Consider the following 17,703-nt stretch of genomic DNA (forward strand, 5'->3'; position numbering starts at 1 on the left):
GATTCTTATTTTTAAGAATCGGTTTTTTCGGTAGAAAGAACAGCCTCAATTGACTGTTTCCAGCGGCTCAGTACCTCTTTGGAATCATGAAGCTGAAATTGAATTCCTGATGTTAAAACTGCATATTTTGCGTAATCTTCTTTAACAGCGGCTACTTCTCCCGTAAATAGCTCATAGCCTGATGACACAGGAGCTTCTTTTTTTAGGGAAAATTTAATGTAATAAGCTTTTCCTTCAACAACTAATGTAACGGTTGCCTTATGATTCTGTATCATGTTTGTTGAAGATGTTGTATCTTTCCATACTAATAGCTTGACGCGTGAAGAGCTAATAGCTACCAGCTCTCCTGCGCTAATCATGGCTACATGAGGAAAACCCTCGGATGTCACTGTAGATAGCAACATCGCATCATGCTGCTTCCTTTCTAGATCTTTTCCATTTAAAAATACCCGCACGGCTCTTGGCAGCTCTGCTTTATTCATTTTACTTACCACCTTTGCTGATTAAGATCGGGGGGGCACAGGAGGCACGTGCGTTGCCAGCGGTACGTCTTTTGGATTGACTTTAAATGGTCGAGGGTATTTTTCAGGATTGGTGATGGTCTCAGGTTCAGAAGAACGCCAGGTAAACAAACACACGCTGCATAAGTAAATTTCCCAGGCTCCTTCAACTGGTGATTTAGATACTAAGTTCGCTTGTTTGGCTTCACATCTTGGACAAGTATGCATGTCGATTCCTCCTTGTTTATTTTTGCATCATATTCGTTAAGATTTTTTCCCATTTCTCAGTTTCAAGTGGTGTATCTAAAGGCTGAGAATAGTGGCCTCTTGTTTCCGGTGCAACCGGTGTTGTAGCATCCAAAATCATTTTATCTGTAATACCAGCCGGCTCAGACCCTGGATCAAGTGGCAGAACTGAAAGATTAGGCACTGTTATAACATCGTGTTTTGGGTGCATTTTTGTCGATAGCGCCCACATGACTTGCGGTAAATTAAACGGATCCACATCTTCGTCTACTAAAATAACTAGCTTGCAATATCCTAATCCATGCGGCGTAGTCAATGCCCTCATACCAACCGCCTTAGCAAATCCTCCGTATCGGCTTTTCGTTGAAATGATAGCAACGAGACCATGAGTATACATCGCATTCACAGCTTCAATCTCTTCAGGATATGCTTCTTTTAGCTGCTGATATAAAGGAACGCTTGTATTAATTCCAATTAAATAATCTGTTTCTGTCCAAGGCATACCGATATATAAACTTTCAAAAATAGGATCTTTGCGATGGTATACACGATTGATTTTGATAACAGGCATGCTTCTGCCGCCGGAGTAATGACCTGTAAATTCGCCAAAAGGACCTTCATATTCACGTTCACCAGCTAAAATTTCTCCCTCTAAAATCACTTCTGCTCCCCAAGGTACATCTAAATCAGAAAGCTGAGACTTCACAATTCTGTATGGCTCACCTTGAATAGCTCCTGCCATTTCATACTCTGATTGATCGTAATGAAGCGGCGTAGCGGCTGCTGTGACAATCGCAGGTTCACATCCTAAAGCAATTGATACAGGGAGGTTTTCACCTTTTTCTTCGGCTTGTTTCAAGTGAATGGCAATATCATGCTGTGGCACAGGTTGAATGCCTAGACGGTCTTTCCCTTTGACCTGCATACGATATATACCTACGTTTTGCTTGCCAAAGTTCTCCTTATCATGCTGATCACGAGAAATAACGCACGCTTTATCTAGATAGTAGCCTCCGTCTCCTTGATTCAAGCGAAACAACGGCAAAAGGTCGAATAAGTTAATATCATCTTTAATTTCACACTCATGAAATGGCGCCGTTTCTTCTCTTTTTACTTTGACAGGAAATTTTTCATATCTCCGAGCAAACTCAAAGAACTGTTCTTTTACAGGAGTTGATTTAGGCATTCCCATCATTAACGCGTGATTTGACCAGGAACCCATTACGTTTAGGGCTACCTTTGCGTTGTTGTACCCATAAATATTGGTAAATAATAATCCCGGCGTTTGGTCTCCTAAATTACTGATGGCTTGACCTGCTGAACCTAAATCTGGATCAGGCTGCACTTCATCTGTAATCTTCAGTAGCTGCCCTTCTTTATGTAGCGTATTAAGGAAATCTCTAAAGTCTTTATAAGCCATGTTTATTTTCCTCCTTGTGATAAATGTTTAATTCCATTCCATCTTTTTGCCTCAGGACACTCAATCCCTAATTGATCTAACGTTCGAACAGCAATATGGGTGACAAGATCATCAATCGTCTCAGGTTTGTTATAAAATGCCGGCATAGGAGGCACAAGGATAGCACCCATTTTTGAAAGATCCAGCATGTTTTCTAAATGAATCGTATTCAAAGGCGTTTCTCGAGGAAGTAGCACTAGTGGCTTTCTTTCTTTTAACATCACATCTGCCGTTCTCGCTATTAAGTTATCTGCTAGTCCCATTCGAATAGATGCTAATGTTTTCATACTGCAAGGACTAACAATCATTCCATCTATACGAAAAGAACCGCTCGAAATTTTCGCTGCTTGGTCTTGATATGAATAACAATAATCTGCTAGTGCTTCTACTTGCTGAACGCTATACGGTGTTTCTAACTTAATTGTGGCATGAGCCCAAGTCGACATGACTAAATGCGTTTCAACAGAAGACTTCTTCAAAAGCTCTAAAATTCGAATACCTAGAATAGCTCCCGTGGCTCCTGTGATTCCTACAGCTATTTTCATTTCTCTTCCTCCTCTCTGCTTTGGTTACACATTTAACTTTACACTCATTTTCCATACAATTAAAATATTGATAAAATATATAATAATACCTTTAAAGTATGGAGTTGAATACAGTGGAATTAAGACAGCTGCATTATTTTATTGTCATAGCTGAAGAATTAAATGTGACCAAAGCAGCAAAGCGCCTGCATATGGCTCAGCCTCCTTTAAGCAGGCAGCTAAAACAGCTCGAAAATGAGCTAGGGCTTTTGCTTTTTGAACGAAATAATAACAAGCGCTTATTGTTAACGGTAGAAGGAGAGCTTTTTTTAAAACGAGCGAAAGAAATTGTGCAAAGGGTCGAAAAATCAGTATTGGAAGTACAGGAATGTAAAAACGTAACAAATGAAAAACTTGAAATTGGATGCACAATCTACTGTGCATCAACGGTTCTCGATAAGCTAACTATTATTCAAAAACAGTACCCAAACAGCACCTTTAACATCTATGAAAACGAACCAGCTCACTTAAATGAATTATTAACAGAAGGAAAAATCGATGTAGCAGTCACTACTACTGACTTACCTTATAAACATGTCAAAACAAAAACACTTGCACCAGATGTTTTTGTTGTAGCTGTTCCTAAAGAAAGTGGTTATGCAACAGAAAAGATTTCAGTCGTCGAAATTGCTTCTCTCCCTCTTATTCTTCTTCGCTCAAACCGGGAAATAAGCATATATAATCGCATTGTGAAGGAATTTAAAAAGATGGATATAACACCTAATATTTTATGCGAATGCCATGACTCAGCGATGCTTCTTAATTTAGTATGTCGTGGCCTTGGTGCTGCCATTGTTCCTTATTCAATGCTTTCCTCTTTTTCACTAGAACGTATTAAAATTTTAAACATAGAAGATAATCCATTTGTAATTGAGCCTTTAGTTACGTGGCGTACCGACAGTTATCTTCCCAAAATCGCTCAAGAATTTTTAAAGCTTTTTTAAGTATAGATACACAAAAAAAGACTTTGCTAAAATAGCAAAGCCTTTTTTGTTCTATATCCATGCATGTGATTACATTAACCAAGAAATTAACAATGGTAATGTAACAAGTGACATAATGGCACTAAGTACGAATGCTGAAGCTGTTTCACCAGCTAGGCTGTCAAAGCGAACTGAAATCATCGCTGCTACAGCTGAACCTGGGAACGCTACTAATAATACTAATTTTACGATATCAGCTGATGATAGACCCATTGCTGTTGCAATTCCTAACATTACAAGCGGCTGAATAGCCACTTTCAAAATTGCAATACCAAATGCCGATGGGCTAAATTGAATTTTACGAATACCAATTGTTACCCCAACTGCGAATAGAGCCGCACCTGATGTAATTGAGCCAATTTGATTTAAACTGCTTGATAATAAATCTGGAGATTGGAATCCACATAATACTAATACTACTGCGATTAACGGAACACAAGCTAACGGCTCAGAAAGACCGTGTAAGATTGATTTAATGGTTACTTTAAATAAGCTTTCTTCTGAATCCCCTTCACTTCTTTCGCGTTGTCCAACCGTACCAATAATAGTTGCTAAAGGATCAAGCATCGCATTTACTACGATACCAGTAATGGCGATTGGAATTGCTACTACATCCGCGCCAAACAAGCTACCTAATACGGGAATACCCATAAACGCAAACGTTGGCTGCGTAGAGTTTAAAGAGAACATAGACGCGCCTGTTAGTGAGTATTTGAATACATATTTTGCCACAAGTAAGAAAAGAACATAAAATCCAATAATACCAAGAACTAATGCTAGTAAAAACGGCCATTTTTCAATAAGCGTTTGTTTTGATGTTGTTGTAATACCAACGAATAGATGTGCAGGTAACGCAAATTTTGTTACAAGCGTATTTAACCCTTTAGATGTTGTTGCATCAAACTTTTTAAAGTACCCTGCTAAATAACCTAGCAAAATAACGAAAAAGATTGGGGTTAAAATAATAAAGATTTGACTAATTTCCATTTTTGAACACTCCATTGTTTAGATTAGAATCAATCATATAAATTTGCTTTCTTAGAAAGATAATTATCTTCTAAGGCTTGTCTATGGATATTGTTTACGTCAGGCCATTCATCTCCCTTTTTGCTAAACATCTCTACAAATATGAAGTAACGTATAATGGTTCATGAAAACGCATGGACTTTGTTTTTCTGCAATCATTTATTTACTTCGAAGCTGTTCATTTAGTTAAATCAAATCACACAAAACTTGTCATACAATACAGTAACTCTACAACCTTAGCAAAAACTTGTCATACAATCATGTTGTTGGCTTACTTAGGCTGAAAAAAAACACCTTCAAATGAAAGATGCTTAATCTTGGAACGAAAGAAAGCGACTTCTGATTGATGAGGAAGAATCTCTAAGAGTTTGAAACTCTCAGTTAAAAAGTTCCATAATTTCACAAAGTTTTTACAAACAATCTTACTTATTTGTATACTGCTTTCTGTGACGAATTTATGAACATGTTTTAACTTAACATTTGTAGGGCAATTATTCAATTACATTGCTTAAAATTTTAATGAAAAAAATATTTTAATCCTGTTTTTTTTACATAAAACGGATTAAAATAGTTATAAAGACCTATATATTATCGCTTAAAAAGAAGATGATTCATCTATCACCTTCTTTTGCTCACTTTATTTAATAATTACATTTCGATCATAACGTTACTTTATTTTAGCATCAATAATGGAAAAATTGTGTTCTTCTGAAAACCACGCTTTAATTTTTTCTTTTGCTTTCAGTTTAACACCTTCATCAATGTACATGGCAACTTGAATCAATGCAAGCCCGAGAGCTCCTAAATCATCTGTAAATCCAACTCCTGCTGCAAAGTCCGGAATTAAATCTAAAGGAAGAATAAAATAACCTAACGCTCCTATAATGACTGCTTTTGCTTTTGGGGGAATATCAGGTTTTTGTAGCGTGTAGTATAAAAGCAATACGGCATAAACAACGTTTGCTCCCGCTTTTTTACCAAACTTTTTAAGCTTGTCCCAAAATTTTTCTTCCGAATAATATTTGGCTGTTTCCTCTGTACGAACGGGTACAATTTCTTGTTTTTCTTCCATATCGATCACCCTTTCATCACCATATGTACTTATTATAAACGATTATCTCTACCGAATTCCATTGAGAGCTTAAACTCCATAAACCTGCACAAAGCAGGCTTATGAATTTTTTAATGAGTAATGCTTCATAACGATGGTAACTAAGTCATTCAGCGCTGTTTCACTTTTAGAATGATTTTCAAACTGCTGAATGAGATCCATATGTTCAAGCAGCACTTCGTAATTCCCTGTCATCTTTCTCAGAACTTCATATGCGGAACTATTCAAATCCACTTGTATTTTCAAATCCTCCAGCTGTACTAGATACTCATTCCAGCGCTGGTCTTGTTCTAGCAGCAGCCATACAATTTCTTTTATTGCCTTCCGCACATTGGACTCCATCTTTTCATCTCCTTTGATACACAGATATAACAAAGTCTATGAAAAAAACGAGCTTTTTCATTCCCGTATTAAACAAAAAGAGTTTCTTTTATTTTATAACAAGCCCGCTTAAGAGCTCTTCCCATACTGTATCATCGCGCAGCACGTCCATTGAAAAAATAGGTGCATGTAAGACACATGTATAAGACAAGTCCCAGTTAGCTTCTGACAAAAGTTTTTTTTCACTGTTTGTCAGCAGCAGTATATAGAAATCGTTTTTGACCATTCCCTTTAAAATATGCTCTAATTCTTTCGCTTCTTCATACGTTCCGCCCATGCGAATAAACAATATACAAGAACTGGTCTCCATCGACGTTAAAAATCGCTCCGTTCTCCGTTCATATTTTTCTTTGACTTCATTATATGAAAACCAGTTAGTATCCGTATTAATAGACGACGGAAAATCATGAGCAGAATCAATTTGATACACCTTATCACGCAGTCTAAGCGTGGAACCATCTCCGAAAGAACTGATATAGGTTAAGTGTTCATATACAAATAAGTCTTTACAGCGATTTTTCAACAGCTGATTGACGTGAGAAAGAGAAATGCTAATACACCAATCAATCACGCCGGCTTGTTTTCGCAAAGAATATTTTTTCATGTATATCCCTGGAAAACAGTTATAGCCTAAACTGTATATCATATCGTACTGCTTGCTTTTTAGTTCATTTAAAGTAACCATATTCATCCTCCCTTCTACTATAAAATATGACAGCTTTTTATAGAAAGAGGCGGCTTCTGCCTTATACCGTACAAGCTTTTTGTTTCTCAAAAGCTTGTGTAAATAAAGAACAATAACGTAAAGGGAAATAACCGAAGCAAAATATTTTGGAACTCGAAAGATTATTGTTAAAATACTTGTATTCCATTGAAATAACAAGGCCTATGAAGTCTTTAAAGAAAGAAGATGAAATTGATGAGTAAAGCATTAAAAGATATTCCGATTTCCGTATTGGATCTTTCTCCTGTAGTTGAAGGAGGAACTGTATCTGACTCACTTAGAAATACATTAGATTTAGCTCAGCACGCTGAAAAATGGGGGTATAACCGCTACTGGCTAGCTGAACATCATAATATGACAGGTATCGCAAGCTCCGCTACATCCGTTGTAATTGGTCATGTAGCTGCAGGCACGTCACGCATTCGCGTAGGCTCTGGAGGTATTATGCTTCCTAACCATTCTCCGCTTGTTATTGCTGAGCATTTTGGCACGCTTGAATCACTATTTCCAGGACGTATTGATTTAGGCTTAGGAAGAGCCCCAGGGACAGATCAGCTGACAGCACAAGCTCTGCGACGCGACCGCAGAAGCGACGGCAGTGACTTCCCAGAACAGCTGGCTGAACTGCAAGAATACTTTAAACCGGCTTCAGAAAGTCAGATGCGCGTTAAAGCTGTTCCCGGTCAAGGTTTAAATATTCCGATTTGGCTGCTTGGCTCAAGCGGTTTTAGCGCACAGCTTTCTGCACAGCTAGGCTTGCCATTTTCATTTGCAAGTCACTTTTCGCCTAATAATACAATGACAGCTCTTAACATGTATCGCCGTTATTTTAAGCCGTCCGACGTGTTAGACAAACCATATGCAATGTTAGGTGTAAACGTAATCGCTGCTGATACAGATAAAGAAGCTGAACGTTTGGCTACTTCTATGCAGCAGCAGTTTCTAAATTTAATTCGAAACACACCGGGTAAACTAAAAGCTCCTGTGGATAATATGGATGAACTATGGACTGACTTTGAAAAAGCTTCTCTTCAACAGCAGCTGGGCTCTTCTATTGTCGGAAGTCCTGAGACGATTAAAGTCAAGCTGGAACAGTTTATTGAAGAAACAGAAGCAGATGAACTGATGATTAACGCTCAAATTTACGATCACAAAGCTCGCCTTCGTTCGTACGAAATTGTTTCTCAGCTGTTCAAATAATAAAAAAGGCCGGACGCGTCCGGCCTTTTTATTTGCTTTCTACTGCTTCAAGAAGTAAATCTGCAAGATGAACGGCCCTTACACTTTCTTCTACTCCTTCTCTGACTACCCCTAGCTTCATTTGAATGAGACAGCCCGGGTTTGCTGTTACAATCGTATGTGCATGGGCTTCTTTCACTTTTTCCATTTTATAATCTAAAATTTGCATAGACATCTCTTGTTCCGTTAGATTATAAATACCAGCTGAGCCACAGCAATGATCCGCATTTTCCATTTCATTAAACACCGTTCCGTTAATCGCTTGGATCAGTTTTCTCGGTGCGCTGGACGTTTTCATCACGTTTCTTAAATGACACGAGTCTTGATACGTAATAATTTGACTTGGCAGCGATAACTTTTGTTTTTCCACAAACTGTTGCTGCCCTAGAATCTCTGAAAAATCTTTCACTTTTGCAGAAAAGGCCTCTGCTCTTTCTTTCCATTCCGGTTCCTCTTTTAATAAATGATCGTATTCTACCAACAGCGCACCGCAGCCTCCTGCATTAAGAACAATATCATCCGCTTGAATGGATTCAAACGCCATGATATTTTGCTTCGCTAACTTCTTTGCCTGATCTTTTTCTCCTCCATGCGCATGCAGTGCGCCGCAGCACGTCTGCACTTCTGGTATAACGACCTTACACCCCGCTTTTTGTAAAAGTGCAATCGTCGCGTTGTTTGTTTCCATAAACATCGTATCCATTAAACACCCTGTAAAAAAAGCAACCGTACGCTCTCTTGTTCCTTCTGCTTCAAATAAAAACGGCCGTTTCTTCATTTCTTTTTTGGTTGGCACAAGCGGAAGCGTTTTTTCCATTTGTGCTAGATTACCAGGAAGGACGTTTAGTATGTTTGTTTTTTGAACAGCTTTTTGCAAGCCGCTTCTTTGATAGAAAGCAAGCAGAGAATGTACATTTTTTAATCGTTCTTTATGCGGGAAAAGCTGTTCAAACACCATATGCCTGAGTGCTTTTACCGGCCATTTATGCCTTTTTTTCTGCTGAATAATATCACGCGCTTCTTCTAATAAGTGTCCGTACTTCACACCCGAAGGACAAACAGGCTCACACGCTCGGCAGCCAAGACAAAGATTCAATTGCTTTTCAACAGATTCATCAGGTTCAATAAGTCCGTCTACAACTCCTTTCATCAAAGCAATTCTTCCGCGCGGTGACGCTGCTTCATATTGATTCGTTTGTCCATACGTCGGACAGCTTGGCAAACAAAAACCGCATCTCATACAATTCATTAACTCGTCATAATCTAACCGTTCTTTGAATGCTTGCTGAATGTCTTTTGTTGCCGTCATGAACGAACCACCACTCTTTTTCTCGTGTCTTTAGCAAAAATTTTCCCTGGATTCATAATTCCTTGCGGGTCCAAAGCATACTTAATTGCTTTCATCGCAGCTACTCCTTCTCCGCCCATCTTCAATGCCAAATACGGTGCTTTCATTTCTCCCACTCCGTGTTCACCTGTAATCGTTCCTCCAAGCTCAATGGCTTTATGAAAAATCGCTTCAAAAGCTTGTTCGACGCGGTGAAGCTCTTCTTTGTCGCGCGCATCTGTTAAACAAGTCGGATGCAGATTTCCGTCTCCTGCATGACCAAACGTACAGATCTTAACGTTATATGTTACGGCAATTTCATTAATCGCTTTGACCATTTCGCTAATTTTAGACCGCGGGACGGTTGCGTCTTCTAAAATCGTCGTTGGCTTCATCCGTGCTAAAGCGGAAAGAGCTGATCTTCTTGCTGTACTTAACGCTTCTGCTTCTGCTTGCGAAGCCGCTACTTTTACAGATACAGCATTTCCTTCGCTGCAGATGCGTGAGATCATTTCAATATCCCGACTCACCACTTCCGGGGGACCGTCTTGTTCAATCAATAAGACAGCGTTTACATCTGTTGGTAGACCAACTTGCGCAAAATCTTCTACTACTTCGCACGTCGGCTGATCTAAAAATTCAAGCGTGGCTGGAATAATCTTATTGGCGATAATTGCTGAAACCGTCTTAGCAGCTGCGTCCATGTCTTCAAACAGCGCGAGCAGAGTTTGTTTTGTTTCAGGTATTGGAATGAGCTTTAAAATGGCTTCTGTCACGACGCCAAGCGTTCCTTCAGAACCGACAAACAAGTTCGTTAAATCGTAGCCAGCTACATCTTTAGCCAGCTTGCCTCCTGTCTTAATGCAGTCTCCGTTTGCAAGAACTACTTCAAGACCAAGAACGTAATCTTTTGTTACGCCGTATTTTAAGCCTCGTAATCCTCCTGAGCACTCATTGATGTTCCCTCCGATGGTTGATATTTTCATAGAGCTTGGATCAGGAGGATAAAATAAACCTTTTGCCTCTACGGCGTTAATTAAGTCTAACGTGATAACACCCGGCTGCACGGTAGCGGTTAAATTTTCTTCATCAATTTCCAAAATGTTATTCATTCGGTTAAATGTAAGAACAATTCCGCCTTGCGTTGGACACGTTCCTGCGCTTAAATTTGTACCTGAACCTCTTGGCACAATAGGAACATGATCTTCGTTGCATATCGTTAAAATTCTTTTCACTTGATCTTTGTTTTCAGGCATAATAACCGCATCAGGAAGCGACTGAAAGTTAGGTGTTGCGTCATAAGAGTACACGAGTCTTGCTTCACTGCTATCTTGAAAATTGGCTGATCCTACAACTTCAATGAGCTTTGCTTTTGTTCGTTCATTAAGCATAACGTTCCTCCTTATATATCTCTTAATCTTATTATAGTTGCAGAAGCCACGAGGGACTATGGATAAAAAACTAAAAAAAAGCGCTTTAAAAACTCATTTTTTGTATGTTTATCTAATGAAGGGCGCACTTACTCTAATAGAGACAGCGCAAGGTAAAAAAGCGTGATACCCTTTACGCTTTTTGGATCAATGTCTGTTAGTTCTTTCATTTGCTTCAAGCGGTAATGAAGCGTATTAATATGAATATGTAAATCAAACGCCGTTTTTTTCAACGATTGATCGTTGGCTAAATAGCATTTCAGCGTTTCGAGAAGCTCTTTTTCTTTTTGAATGGAAGAAAGCACTCGACTCAAGAATTCCTTTTTTACAGGTTCAGAAACGTCTTCTAACATCATGTCCATCAGCAGCTCCTCATAGAAAACAACGGTTTGACGTTTTGAAGCCACTTTAAGCGCTTTTTTCGCTTCTTCATATGAAGCATGCAAATTAAATTCCTCCGCTGGCTTTCCTATACCAATAGCGATCATAACTTGGTTGTTTGCTTGAATATACTGCTGACATTTTATTAATTCTTCTTTAAATCCTTGCCTTGCCTTTTCACCTACAGCCTCTTTAAGTAAAAGCAAGCGATCGTATCCCCAATTTGCGATATAATCTCCTTCAGCTTTATGACTTTCAAACCAGTAGCGAATCATTTCTTGTACCTGCTGCTGCTTCTTTTTCGAAAGAGATGAATCAATTTGAAACAGCGTGCAGCAATAAGAGCTTTCTACTTGTACTCCTAAAATATGGCCTCGTTCAATAAATTCTGCATCTACCTGCTGGCTATAAATCCATTCACGAAAAAAAGCTTCTACTCCTTTATTTTCCCATTCCTTTGTTTCTATGTAATATGCCTCGCGAATAATTAGCTCTGTTAATCTTCGAATAATGTCTGCAAAAGGCTCAACAGCTTCTGGAGTGCCTGTAATGCCAATAACGCCAATAATGTCTCCTTGATAACTGATAGGCAAATTAATTCCTGGCTTAACTCCTTTTAAATCTGCTGCTTCTTTTTTGGAGATATATAGTTTTTTCTTTTTTTGCATCACGTTCCACGCGCCTTCATGAAAAAAACCAACCCGCTTTTCTTCTGTAGACGCAATAATAATTCCGCGTGTATCCGTTACAATTACATGTTCTTTCATCACAAGCTGTACTTCTTTTATAATTTTCTTCGACAGTTCAGACACTAGCTGCACGTTGTTTACACCTCACCTATCATCAATTAAAAGAGCTGAAAGAATGGTTTTCTCTCAGCCCGCTCTTTTTATTATGCGTTCACTTTTTCAGCTTTTTTTAGCACGTTAAAAAACTCTTTCATAAATTTAGGTAAATCCGGCCATGCTTGTCCGGTTACTAGGTTTCTGTCTACATGAAGCGTCTGTTCCACAAATACAGCACCCGCCGCTTCTACTTCCGGTCGGCAAGCAGGATACGCTGTCACTTCTCTGTCCTGCAGATACTTTCTAACCGTCGTTAACACGAGCTGACCATGACAAATAACGCCTAAAGGTTTATTTTCTTTTAAAAAATGCGCAGCAATTTCCTGAACTTTTGTGTTCATTCGAATGTATTCAGGCGCCCGTCCTCCAGGAATAATAAGACCATCATAATCGGCAGGATCCACTTCATCAACAGAAGCGTGAGAATCAATTTTATATCCCGTTTTCTCAGTGAATGTTTCCATTTCTGGAAGGAAATCATGAACAACCGTTTGAAGCTTCTTTTTCACGGGAGAAGCAATGGTACACTGAATATCTTCTTCTAAACAGCGATAATACGGATAAAAAACTTCTAAAGCCTCCACGGCATCTCCTGTTAAAATCAAGACACGTTTACTCATCTTTTATCACCTTTTCTTTCTTAATATTGTCACTTACTTCTTCTCGCAAGCGGCTTTCCATTCCTGCTTTTCCCCTATGAATAATAAAAAAAGCAGGGCCTTCATTCCTTATCAGGAATGTCAGCCTTGCTTTTTATCTTGTAATCTTTTTAATTCAGCTGTTAATTCACTAAACCAAGCCTTGTCTTTCGTTAGCAGCGCAAGATCAATCAATGAAAGAATCTGCTCTTCGTGCGCTGTTTTTTGAAGGGGCAGCTTCTCTATTTTTTCATCCATCATGCCAATGGTTGTGCCGACCATTTTTTCATCATCACTTTTTACAACGTTGATTAGTGCTGCTTTTTTAGATGGATTAATCGTTTTAATATATCCGTATATAAGTTCACCGTCGCGAGACTTTCCTTTGACCCAATCGCCTACTTTTAAATTTCCTTCAAATAGCTTCACAGTCATTCTCCTTTCTTCATAAACATGCTAAGAATTAATGTAACGGCATATAGTACTGCAGAAAGTAGTGTAATCATAATACTTACAGTTTAGAAAGTCAAAGAATCTGTTTTAGAGCCAAAAGCTTGATATACAACTAAATCACTGCAACCTATAGACAAACAAAGGAGATAAAGATTCCTTGTGAAACCGCTGCTGATTTCCGTGCAAGGCTCCGCTCCAATCAACCGCTAAAAGCACCTATATACATGAAATCTATGTTCACCACAACAATAAAAAAATCCGAACGATTCATCGTTCGGATTTTTCTTTAACTAAACTCAGCCTCTTTATTTGTTAGACGAGTCCAGTTAAGCTGTAGATTCCAATAATTAAGAAACATGCAAGCGTTTTTATAACAGTGATGGCAAAAATATCTCGGTAAGACTGCTTGTGGGTTAACCCGGTAATAGCAAGTAGGGTAATAACAGCTCCGTTATGAGGAAGCGTATCCATACCGCCTGATGCCATCGCTACAACTCTGTGCATAACTTCAGGAGGAATGTTGTACTGATTAATAGCTTCTACATACTTATCTCCCATCGCACTAAGCGCAATTCCCATACCTCCAGAAGCAGAGCCTGTAATACCGGCTAAAATGTTTGTCGTAACGGCTCCATTGACAAGCGGATTTGTAAAGGTATGTGAAATACCATCACGAACGGTTGCAAAGCCAGGAAGAGATGAAATGACGCCTCCAAAGCCATACTCAGCTCCCGTGTTCATCGCAGCGAGAAGCGCTCCGCCAATACTTGCGTTAAGACCAGCTTGGAAACCGGTGGTCACTCTCTTCCAGTCATACGCAATCGTTGTGATAATTCCAATAACAAGTGCCAATTCCACTGACCAAATACCAACAACTGCGGTTAAATCTACTTTTCCGAACGCTTCAAGACCAATTTTGGCAAAATCAAAACCGTCTGGGTACCACTTTGGAATAGAAACAGTAAAAAATTTATTTGCCACCCCTACAAGCACGAGCGGAACAAATGCAAGAATCTGTCTTGCTACGCTAGGTTCATATTTAGGTTCTGTAGAAGGTACAGACTCTTTTTCTAGCTCTGCAGCAGCCGCTAGTTCATTATTAAACCCATAGTAGCCTTCTCCAGCTTTTCTTGCTTTTTTGCTTCGGCTTTCTAAATACCAAAGACCTAAGCTAAAGACAATCACCGATCCGATAATCCCCAGTGTCGGAGCAGCATAGATGTCTGTTTTAAAAAAAGTCGTTGGAATAACGTTTTGAATTTGCGGTGTACCCGGAAGTGCATCCATGGTGAACGAAATAGCTCCTAATGCAATCGTTCCCGGTACTAATCGTTTTGGAATATTCGCTTCGCGGAATAAGTTAGCCGCAAACGGATAAACTGCAAACGCAACAACGAATAAACTTACCCCGCTGTAAGTTAAGATTGCTCCCATTAAAACAATAGCCAAGATGGCGCGTTTAGCCCCTACTACTTTAACAATTGTTTTCGCAATCGATTCAGCGACTCCAGACATTTCTACCATTTTCCCGAAGACTGCTCCTAATAGAAAGACAGGGAAGTAGTTTTTAATAAACCCAACCATTTTCTCCATAAAAACGTTTGAGAAAAACGGGAGTGCATAGCTTGGTTCCGTCAAAATAACAGCTAGCAGCGCACACAATGGAGCAAACAAAATAACTGAAAATCCGCGGTAAGCAACCAGCATTAAAAGCCCCAGAGACAGCAAAATAATCAGCAAATCCATAACGTTTCCCCTTTCATCCCTCATTCAATTTGTTTTGAATTTATCTTATTTTTTATAAAGTGCAGACTCAAACTCATATTCATAGCACGTGTAATACAGCTGGATAATTTCTTCTGCCGTCGGTACAACCGGATGGTTAGCAGGACTTCCGCTTTGAATCGCATCCGCTGCCATTTTCTCAACCGCCGCGTAAAATAGCTGGCGATCAATGCCCCACGATTGAAGATTAGGAATCTCTAAGTCGATACAAAGCTGCTTGATGGCTTCAATTAACACATCTGCTCCCTCTTTTTTTGTATATGATACGTTCGGAAAAAGAGCTTGTCCTATTTCACCTAAACGATCGATTGAAGCCTCTTTTGTATAGTCCAAAACCGCAGGCAGGAGCATCGCATTAGAAATACCGTGCGGCACATGGAATAACGCGCCAATAGGTCTTGACATACCGTGTACTAGAGCAACAGATGAATTTGAAAATGCCATTCCTGCCAGCATAGATGCATAGGCCATTTCGTTTCTTGCTTGAACATTTTCTCCATTTCTATACACAAGACGGATATTTTTCATGATTAACTCAATTGCTTGAAGCGCAAGTGAATCTGTAAAAGGATGTGCTTTTTTAGACAAATACGCTTCCACTGCATGACTGAGTGCATCAATTCCTGTAGCTGCCGTTACGTGTTTCGGACATGATAGCGTTAATAACGGATCAACAATGGCTGTATCAGGCAATAATTGAGGCCTTGCGAGCATCATTTTTACATCATACGCCGTGTCTGTAATAACCGTCGCTTTCGTCACTTCTGAGCCTGTTCCAGCAGTCGTAGGCACGGCAACCAAAGGAAGAGGACTATCTTGAAACTCTTGTTGATTTTGAAAATACGTTCGTAGATGCCCTTCATTTGTCATCATAATGGCAACCGCTTTTCCAGTATCGATACAGCTGCCTCCCCCTAAGGCAATAACCACATCGCACTGCTCCGTTTTACATATAACAAGCGCTTCATCTAGATGAATATCTGTCGGCTCTGAATTTACGCCTGTATACACGGCACAGTCCATGCCAGCCTCTGCTAAGTAACGACGGCAAGTTTCTACATTGCCTGCTTTCACCATAACGTCATCACTTATAAGCAATGCCTTTGTCCCAAGCAGTGCAGCCTGTTCTCCAATTTTAGAAAATGATCCTTCTCCATATAAAACCGTGCGTGGTACAAGTAGTTCATAAATTCCCACTGTTTTTCCCCCTTTGTTATCTCGCTGACAATCTCTCCTTCCGTACTTTCATGCTGACTTATGTAAGCGATTTCATTTATTTGTGCAAAAAACCAACATGAACTTCGTTTTTCTCCCCTATTTATTCTCTTTTTGTATACCCCTTTCCTCTTTCATTCTAAAATTTCATCTTATATTTTTCAATCTTTTTTTGTAACTTTTTAAAAATTACAAAAAAAGCCAGAGGTATTCTCTGACTTTACCATTTAAATAAACTTTTGAACAGTATTATTTCGATTTAATTTATAAATAGACAGCAGGAAAAAAACAAGTGCAAAAGCTAGTAAAATGCTGATATTTAACCATAGGCTGCTTAAATCAGCTCCTTGTTGAACACTTTTTAACGTACTTAATACCCACGTTTGAGGAAGAAAGTCGGCTATTTTCTGCATCACATCCGGCATAAATTCAGGCGGGAAAAAGCAGCCGGACAGTAAACAAGTTGGCGTGATGATAAGCGTCTGAAGACCATTCGCTGCTTTTGAACTTTCTGTAAAAGCGATAATTACAAGAGACAAGCCGATGGCTACTAGACCAAACAAAACTAAAATGAAAAACAGCTGCCATACGGGAATGTTCATATCTACGTGAAAAAGAGTCGTAATACAAACAAGTGTAATCATTACTTGCAGAGTTAATAAAATCATATTTGTAATAACATTGGATATCACGTATTGCCTTGCGCTAACTGGCGAAGCTAACAGTCTAAAATACGTTCGCTGCTCTTTTTCTTTTGTGATAAGAGCCGATAAATTCACCGCAGAAAAAAGCATAAACATGATTAAATATCCAATTGTCTGCTTGACAATGTTTTGATCGGTTCCTTTGTCTTTAAGGGCATGCGTCGAGACGTGGAATGGCGCTTTTTGATAATTCTCATACATTTGTTTAAACGCCGCATCGTCGCCTTCAGCAGCTTGATTCAGCGAAGAAATATTGTCAATATATTGATACAAATAAGACTTAATAAAGCTCGTTACTCCTGCTCCTTTTATTGAAGTGATTGTAATATGATCTGGTTTGTTCGCTTTGACGCTGTCAGAAAACCCTTTTTCAAAGGTAATAACCGCATCAACTTTCTTTGACGTAATCTCATGATCCACTTCTTTGTCAGTGAGTATTTTAACATTTGTTTTATGCAGCCCTTTTAAAAACTGAACGGTATCTTTTGTAATATCCGTTGAGTCGTGATTGACAACTCCGATATTCACCGAAGTCCCTCCTGCATTTCCATAAATAAGAACGGACATTAAAACCCCTGCAATAGGCAAACCAATAACAAGCACAAGCGTCCTTTTGTTTCTAAGCAGCATATTTCTTAGCATATTTGTGACAAGCCACATGATATTTTTCAT

At 39.1% G+C, this 17,703-nt stretch carries 18 protein-coding genes; 2 read left to right on the forward strand and 16 right to left on the reverse strand.

The window, feature by feature from the left end:
• Positions 1 to 11: 11 nt before the first annotated feature.
• The 4 genes from ACFX4W_RS26655 to ACFX4W_RS26670 are packed head-to-tail and all read right to left on the reverse strand — an operon-like array spanning position 12 to position 2,750.
• Positions 12 to 482 carry a hypothetical protein gene (locus ACFX4W_RS26655; protein WP_028408289.1) on the reverse strand — a complete coding sequence of 157 codons (471 nt, stop codon included), beginning with the start codon at positions 480 to 482 and terminating at the stop codon, positions 12 to 14.
• Between the two features lie 21 nt (positions 483 to 503).
• Positions 504 to 728 (reverse strand): non-oxidative hydroxyarylic acid decarboxylases subunit D, encoded by a 225-nt coding sequence (locus ACFX4W_RS26660; protein ID WP_116516046.1) that lies wholly within the window; start codon positions 726 to 728, stop codon positions 504 to 506.
• Positions 729 to 744: 16 nt separating this feature from the next.
• Positions 745 to 2,166 carry a non-oxidative hydroxyarylic acid decarboxylases subunit C gene (locus ACFX4W_RS26665; protein ID WP_237074975.1) on the reverse strand — a complete coding sequence of 474 codons (1,422 nt, stop codon included), beginning with the start codon at positions 2,164 to 2,166 and terminating at the stop codon, positions 745 to 747.
• 2 nt (positions 2,167 to 2,168) lie between these two features.
• Complete coding sequence (locus ACFX4W_RS26670) at positions 2,169 to 2,750, reverse strand: non-oxidative hydroxyarylic acid decarboxylases subunit B (protein ID WP_043982935.1); 582 nt, start codon at positions 2,748 to 2,750, stop codon at positions 2,169 to 2,171.
• 113 nt (positions 2,751 to 2,863) lie between these two features.
• Here ACFX4W_RS26670 and ACFX4W_RS26675 point away from each other — a divergent pair, with 113 nt between their 5' ends.
• Entirely contained in the window at positions 2,864 to 3,733 is an 870-nt protein-coding gene (locus ACFX4W_RS26675) for a LysR family transcriptional regulator (protein ID WP_043982936.1), read from the forward strand.
• Positions 3,734 to 3,802: 69 nt separating this feature from the next.
• On the opposite strand, the gene ACFX4W_RS26680 is transcribed toward ACFX4W_RS26675, so the two are convergent.
• The 4 genes from ACFX4W_RS26680 to ACFX4W_RS26695 all read right to left on the reverse strand — a co-directional run bounded on the left by ACFX4W_RS26680 (position 3,803) and on the right by ACFX4W_RS26695 (position 6,975).
• A complete protein-coding gene (locus ACFX4W_RS26680) occupies positions 3,803 to 4,759 on the reverse strand; it encodes an AEC family transporter (protein WP_025751675.1) in 957 nt (318 codons plus the stop codon).
• 706 nt (positions 4,760 to 5,465) lie between these two features.
• Complete coding sequence (locus tag ACFX4W_RS26685) at positions 5,466 to 5,870, reverse strand: YkvA family protein (protein ID WP_043982937.1); 405 nt, start codon at positions 5,868 to 5,870, stop codon at positions 5,466 to 5,468.
• A 99-nt stretch (positions 5,871 to 5,969) separates the two neighbouring features.
• The gene (locus tag ACFX4W_RS26690) at positions 5,970 to 6,251 is read right to left on the reverse strand and encodes a hypothetical protein (RefSeq protein WP_013083437.1); all 282 of its coding nucleotides are present in this window, start codon (positions 6,249 to 6,251) and stop codon (positions 5,970 to 5,972) included.
• 88 nt (positions 6,252 to 6,339) lie between these two features.
• The gene (locus ACFX4W_RS26695; protein ID WP_237074977.1) at positions 6,340 to 6,975 is read right to left on the reverse strand and encodes a DUF1796 family putative cysteine peptidase; all 636 of its coding nucleotides are present in this window, start codon (positions 6,973 to 6,975) and stop codon (positions 6,340 to 6,342) included.
• 234 nt (positions 6,976 to 7,209) lie between these two features.
• Here ACFX4W_RS26695 and ACFX4W_RS26700 point away from each other — a divergent pair, with 234 nt between their 5' ends.
• A complete protein-coding gene (locus ACFX4W_RS26700; protein ID WP_028408282.1) occupies positions 7,210 to 8,214 on the forward strand; it encodes an LLM class flavin-dependent oxidoreductase in 1,005 nt (334 codons plus the stop codon).
• 28 nt (positions 8,215 to 8,242) lie between these two features.
• Here ACFX4W_RS26700 and ACFX4W_RS26705 read toward each other — a convergent pair whose 3' ends face one another.
• The 8 genes from ACFX4W_RS26705 to ACFX4W_RS26740 all read right to left on the reverse strand — a co-directional run bounded on the left by ACFX4W_RS26705 (position 8,243) and on the right by ACFX4W_RS26740 (position 17,703).
• On the reverse strand, positions 8,243 to 9,562 hold the full coding sequence (locus ACFX4W_RS26705; RefSeq protein WP_237074978.1) for a (Fe-S)-binding protein: 1,320 nt from the start codon (positions 9,560 to 9,562) through the stop codon (positions 8,243 to 8,245).
• Positions 9,559 to 10,971 carry a glycolate oxidase subunit GlcD gene (gene glcD / locus ACFX4W_RS26710; RefSeq protein WP_043982949.1) on the reverse strand — a complete coding sequence of 471 codons (1,413 nt, stop codon included), beginning with the start codon at positions 10,969 to 10,971 and terminating at the stop codon, positions 9,559 to 9,561. The genes ACFX4W_RS26705 and glcD overlap by 4 nt, the downstream gene beginning before the upstream one ends.
• A gap of 128 nt (positions 10,972 to 11,099) precedes the next feature.
• The gene (locus ACFX4W_RS26715) at positions 11,100 to 12,212 is read right to left on the reverse strand and encodes a CdaR family transcriptional regulator (RefSeq protein WP_237074979.1); all 1,113 of its coding nucleotides are present in this window, start codon (positions 12,210 to 12,212) and stop codon (positions 11,100 to 11,102) included.
• A 71-nt stretch (positions 12,213 to 12,283) separates the two neighbouring features.
• The gene (locus ACFX4W_RS26720) at positions 12,284 to 12,856 is read right to left on the reverse strand and encodes a DJ-1/PfpI family protein (protein WP_237074980.1); all 573 of its coding nucleotides are present in this window, start codon (positions 12,854 to 12,856) and stop codon (positions 12,284 to 12,286) included.
• A gap of 120 nt (positions 12,857 to 12,976) precedes the next feature.
• Positions 12,977 to 13,303 (reverse strand): IDEAL domain-containing protein, encoded by a 327-nt coding sequence (locus ACFX4W_RS26725; RefSeq protein ID WP_013083444.1) that lies wholly within the window; start codon positions 13,301 to 13,303, stop codon positions 12,977 to 12,979.
• 336 nt (positions 13,304 to 13,639) lie between these two features.
• Positions 13,640 to 15,073, reverse strand: a complete 1,434-nt coding sequence (locus ACFX4W_RS26730; protein WP_013083445.1) for a GntP family permease — start codon at positions 15,071 to 15,073, stop codon at positions 13,640 to 13,642.
• Between the two features lie 45 nt (positions 15,074 to 15,118).
• The gene (locus ACFX4W_RS26735; protein WP_162214363.1) at positions 15,119 to 16,309 is read right to left on the reverse strand and encodes an iron-containing alcohol dehydrogenase; all 1,191 of its coding nucleotides are present in this window, start codon (positions 16,307 to 16,309) and stop codon (positions 15,119 to 15,121) included.
• 245 nt (positions 16,310 to 16,554) lie between these two features.
• Positions 16,555 to 17,703, reverse strand: coding sequence for an ABC transporter permease (locus ACFX4W_RS26740; protein WP_377560312.1), 1,149 nt, complete (start codon positions 17,701 to 17,703; stop codon positions 16,555 to 16,557).

It is taken from the genome of Priestia sp. YIM B13489 (genome assembly GCF_042787645.1).
GTDB classification, from domain to species: Bacteria; Bacillota; Bacilli; order Bacillales; family Bacillaceae_H; genus Priestia; species Priestia megaterium.

Bases quoted from the DNA above. Each gene is read 5' to 3' on its own strand.
- ACFX4W_RS26655 (WP_028408289.1), bottom strand. From the start codon at position 482: ATGAATAAAGCAGAGCTGCCAAGAGCCGTGCGGGTATTTTTAAATGGA.
- ACFX4W_RS26660 (WP_116516046.1), bottom strand. From the start codon at position 728: ATGCATACTTGTCCAAGATGTGAAGCCAAACAAGCGAACTTAGTATCT.
- ACFX4W_RS26665 (WP_237074975.1), bottom strand. From the start codon at position 2,166: ATGGCTTATAAAGACTTTAGAGATTTCCTTAATACGCTACATAAAGAA.
- ACFX4W_RS26670 (WP_043982935.1), bottom strand. From the start codon at position 2,750: ATGAAAATAGCTGTAGGAATCACAGGAGCCACGGGAGCTATTCTAGGT.
- ACFX4W_RS26680 (WP_025751675.1), bottom strand. From the start codon at position 4,759: ATGGAAATTAGTCAAATCTTTATTATTTTAACCCCAATCTTTTTCGTT.
- ACFX4W_RS26685 (WP_043982937.1), bottom strand. From the start codon at position 5,870: ATGGAAGAAAAACAAGAAATTGTACCCGTTCGTACAGAGGAAACAGCC.
- ACFX4W_RS26690 (WP_013083437.1), bottom strand. From the start codon at position 6,251: ATGGAGTCCAATGTGCGGAAGGCAATAAAAGAAATTGTATGGCTGCTG.
- ACFX4W_RS26695 (WP_237074977.1), bottom strand. From the start codon at position 6,975: ATGGTTACTTTAAATGAACTAAAAAGCAAGCAGTACGATATGATATAC.
- ACFX4W_RS26700 (WP_028408282.1), top strand. From the start codon at position 7,210: ATGAGTAAAGCATTAAAAGATATTCCGATTTCCGTATTGGATCTTTCT.
- ACFX4W_RS26705 (WP_237074978.1), bottom strand. From the start codon at position 9,562: ATGACGGCAACAAAAGACATTCAGCAAGCATTCAAAGAACGGTTAGAT.
- glcD (WP_043982949.1), bottom strand. From the start codon at position 10,971: ATGCTTAATGAACGAACAAAAGCAAAGCTCATTGAAGTTGTAGGATCA.
- ACFX4W_RS26720 (WP_237074980.1), bottom strand. From the start codon at position 12,856: ATGAGTAAACGTGTCTTGATTTTAACAGGAGATGCCGTGGAGGCTTTA.
- ACFX4W_RS26730 (WP_013083445.1), bottom strand. From the start codon at position 15,073: ATGGATTTGCTGATTATTTTGCTGTCTCTGGGGCTTTTAATGCTGGTT.
- ACFX4W_RS26740 (WP_377560312.1), bottom strand. From the start codon at position 17,703: ATGAAAAATATCATGTGGCTTGTCACAAATATGCTAAGAAATATGCTG.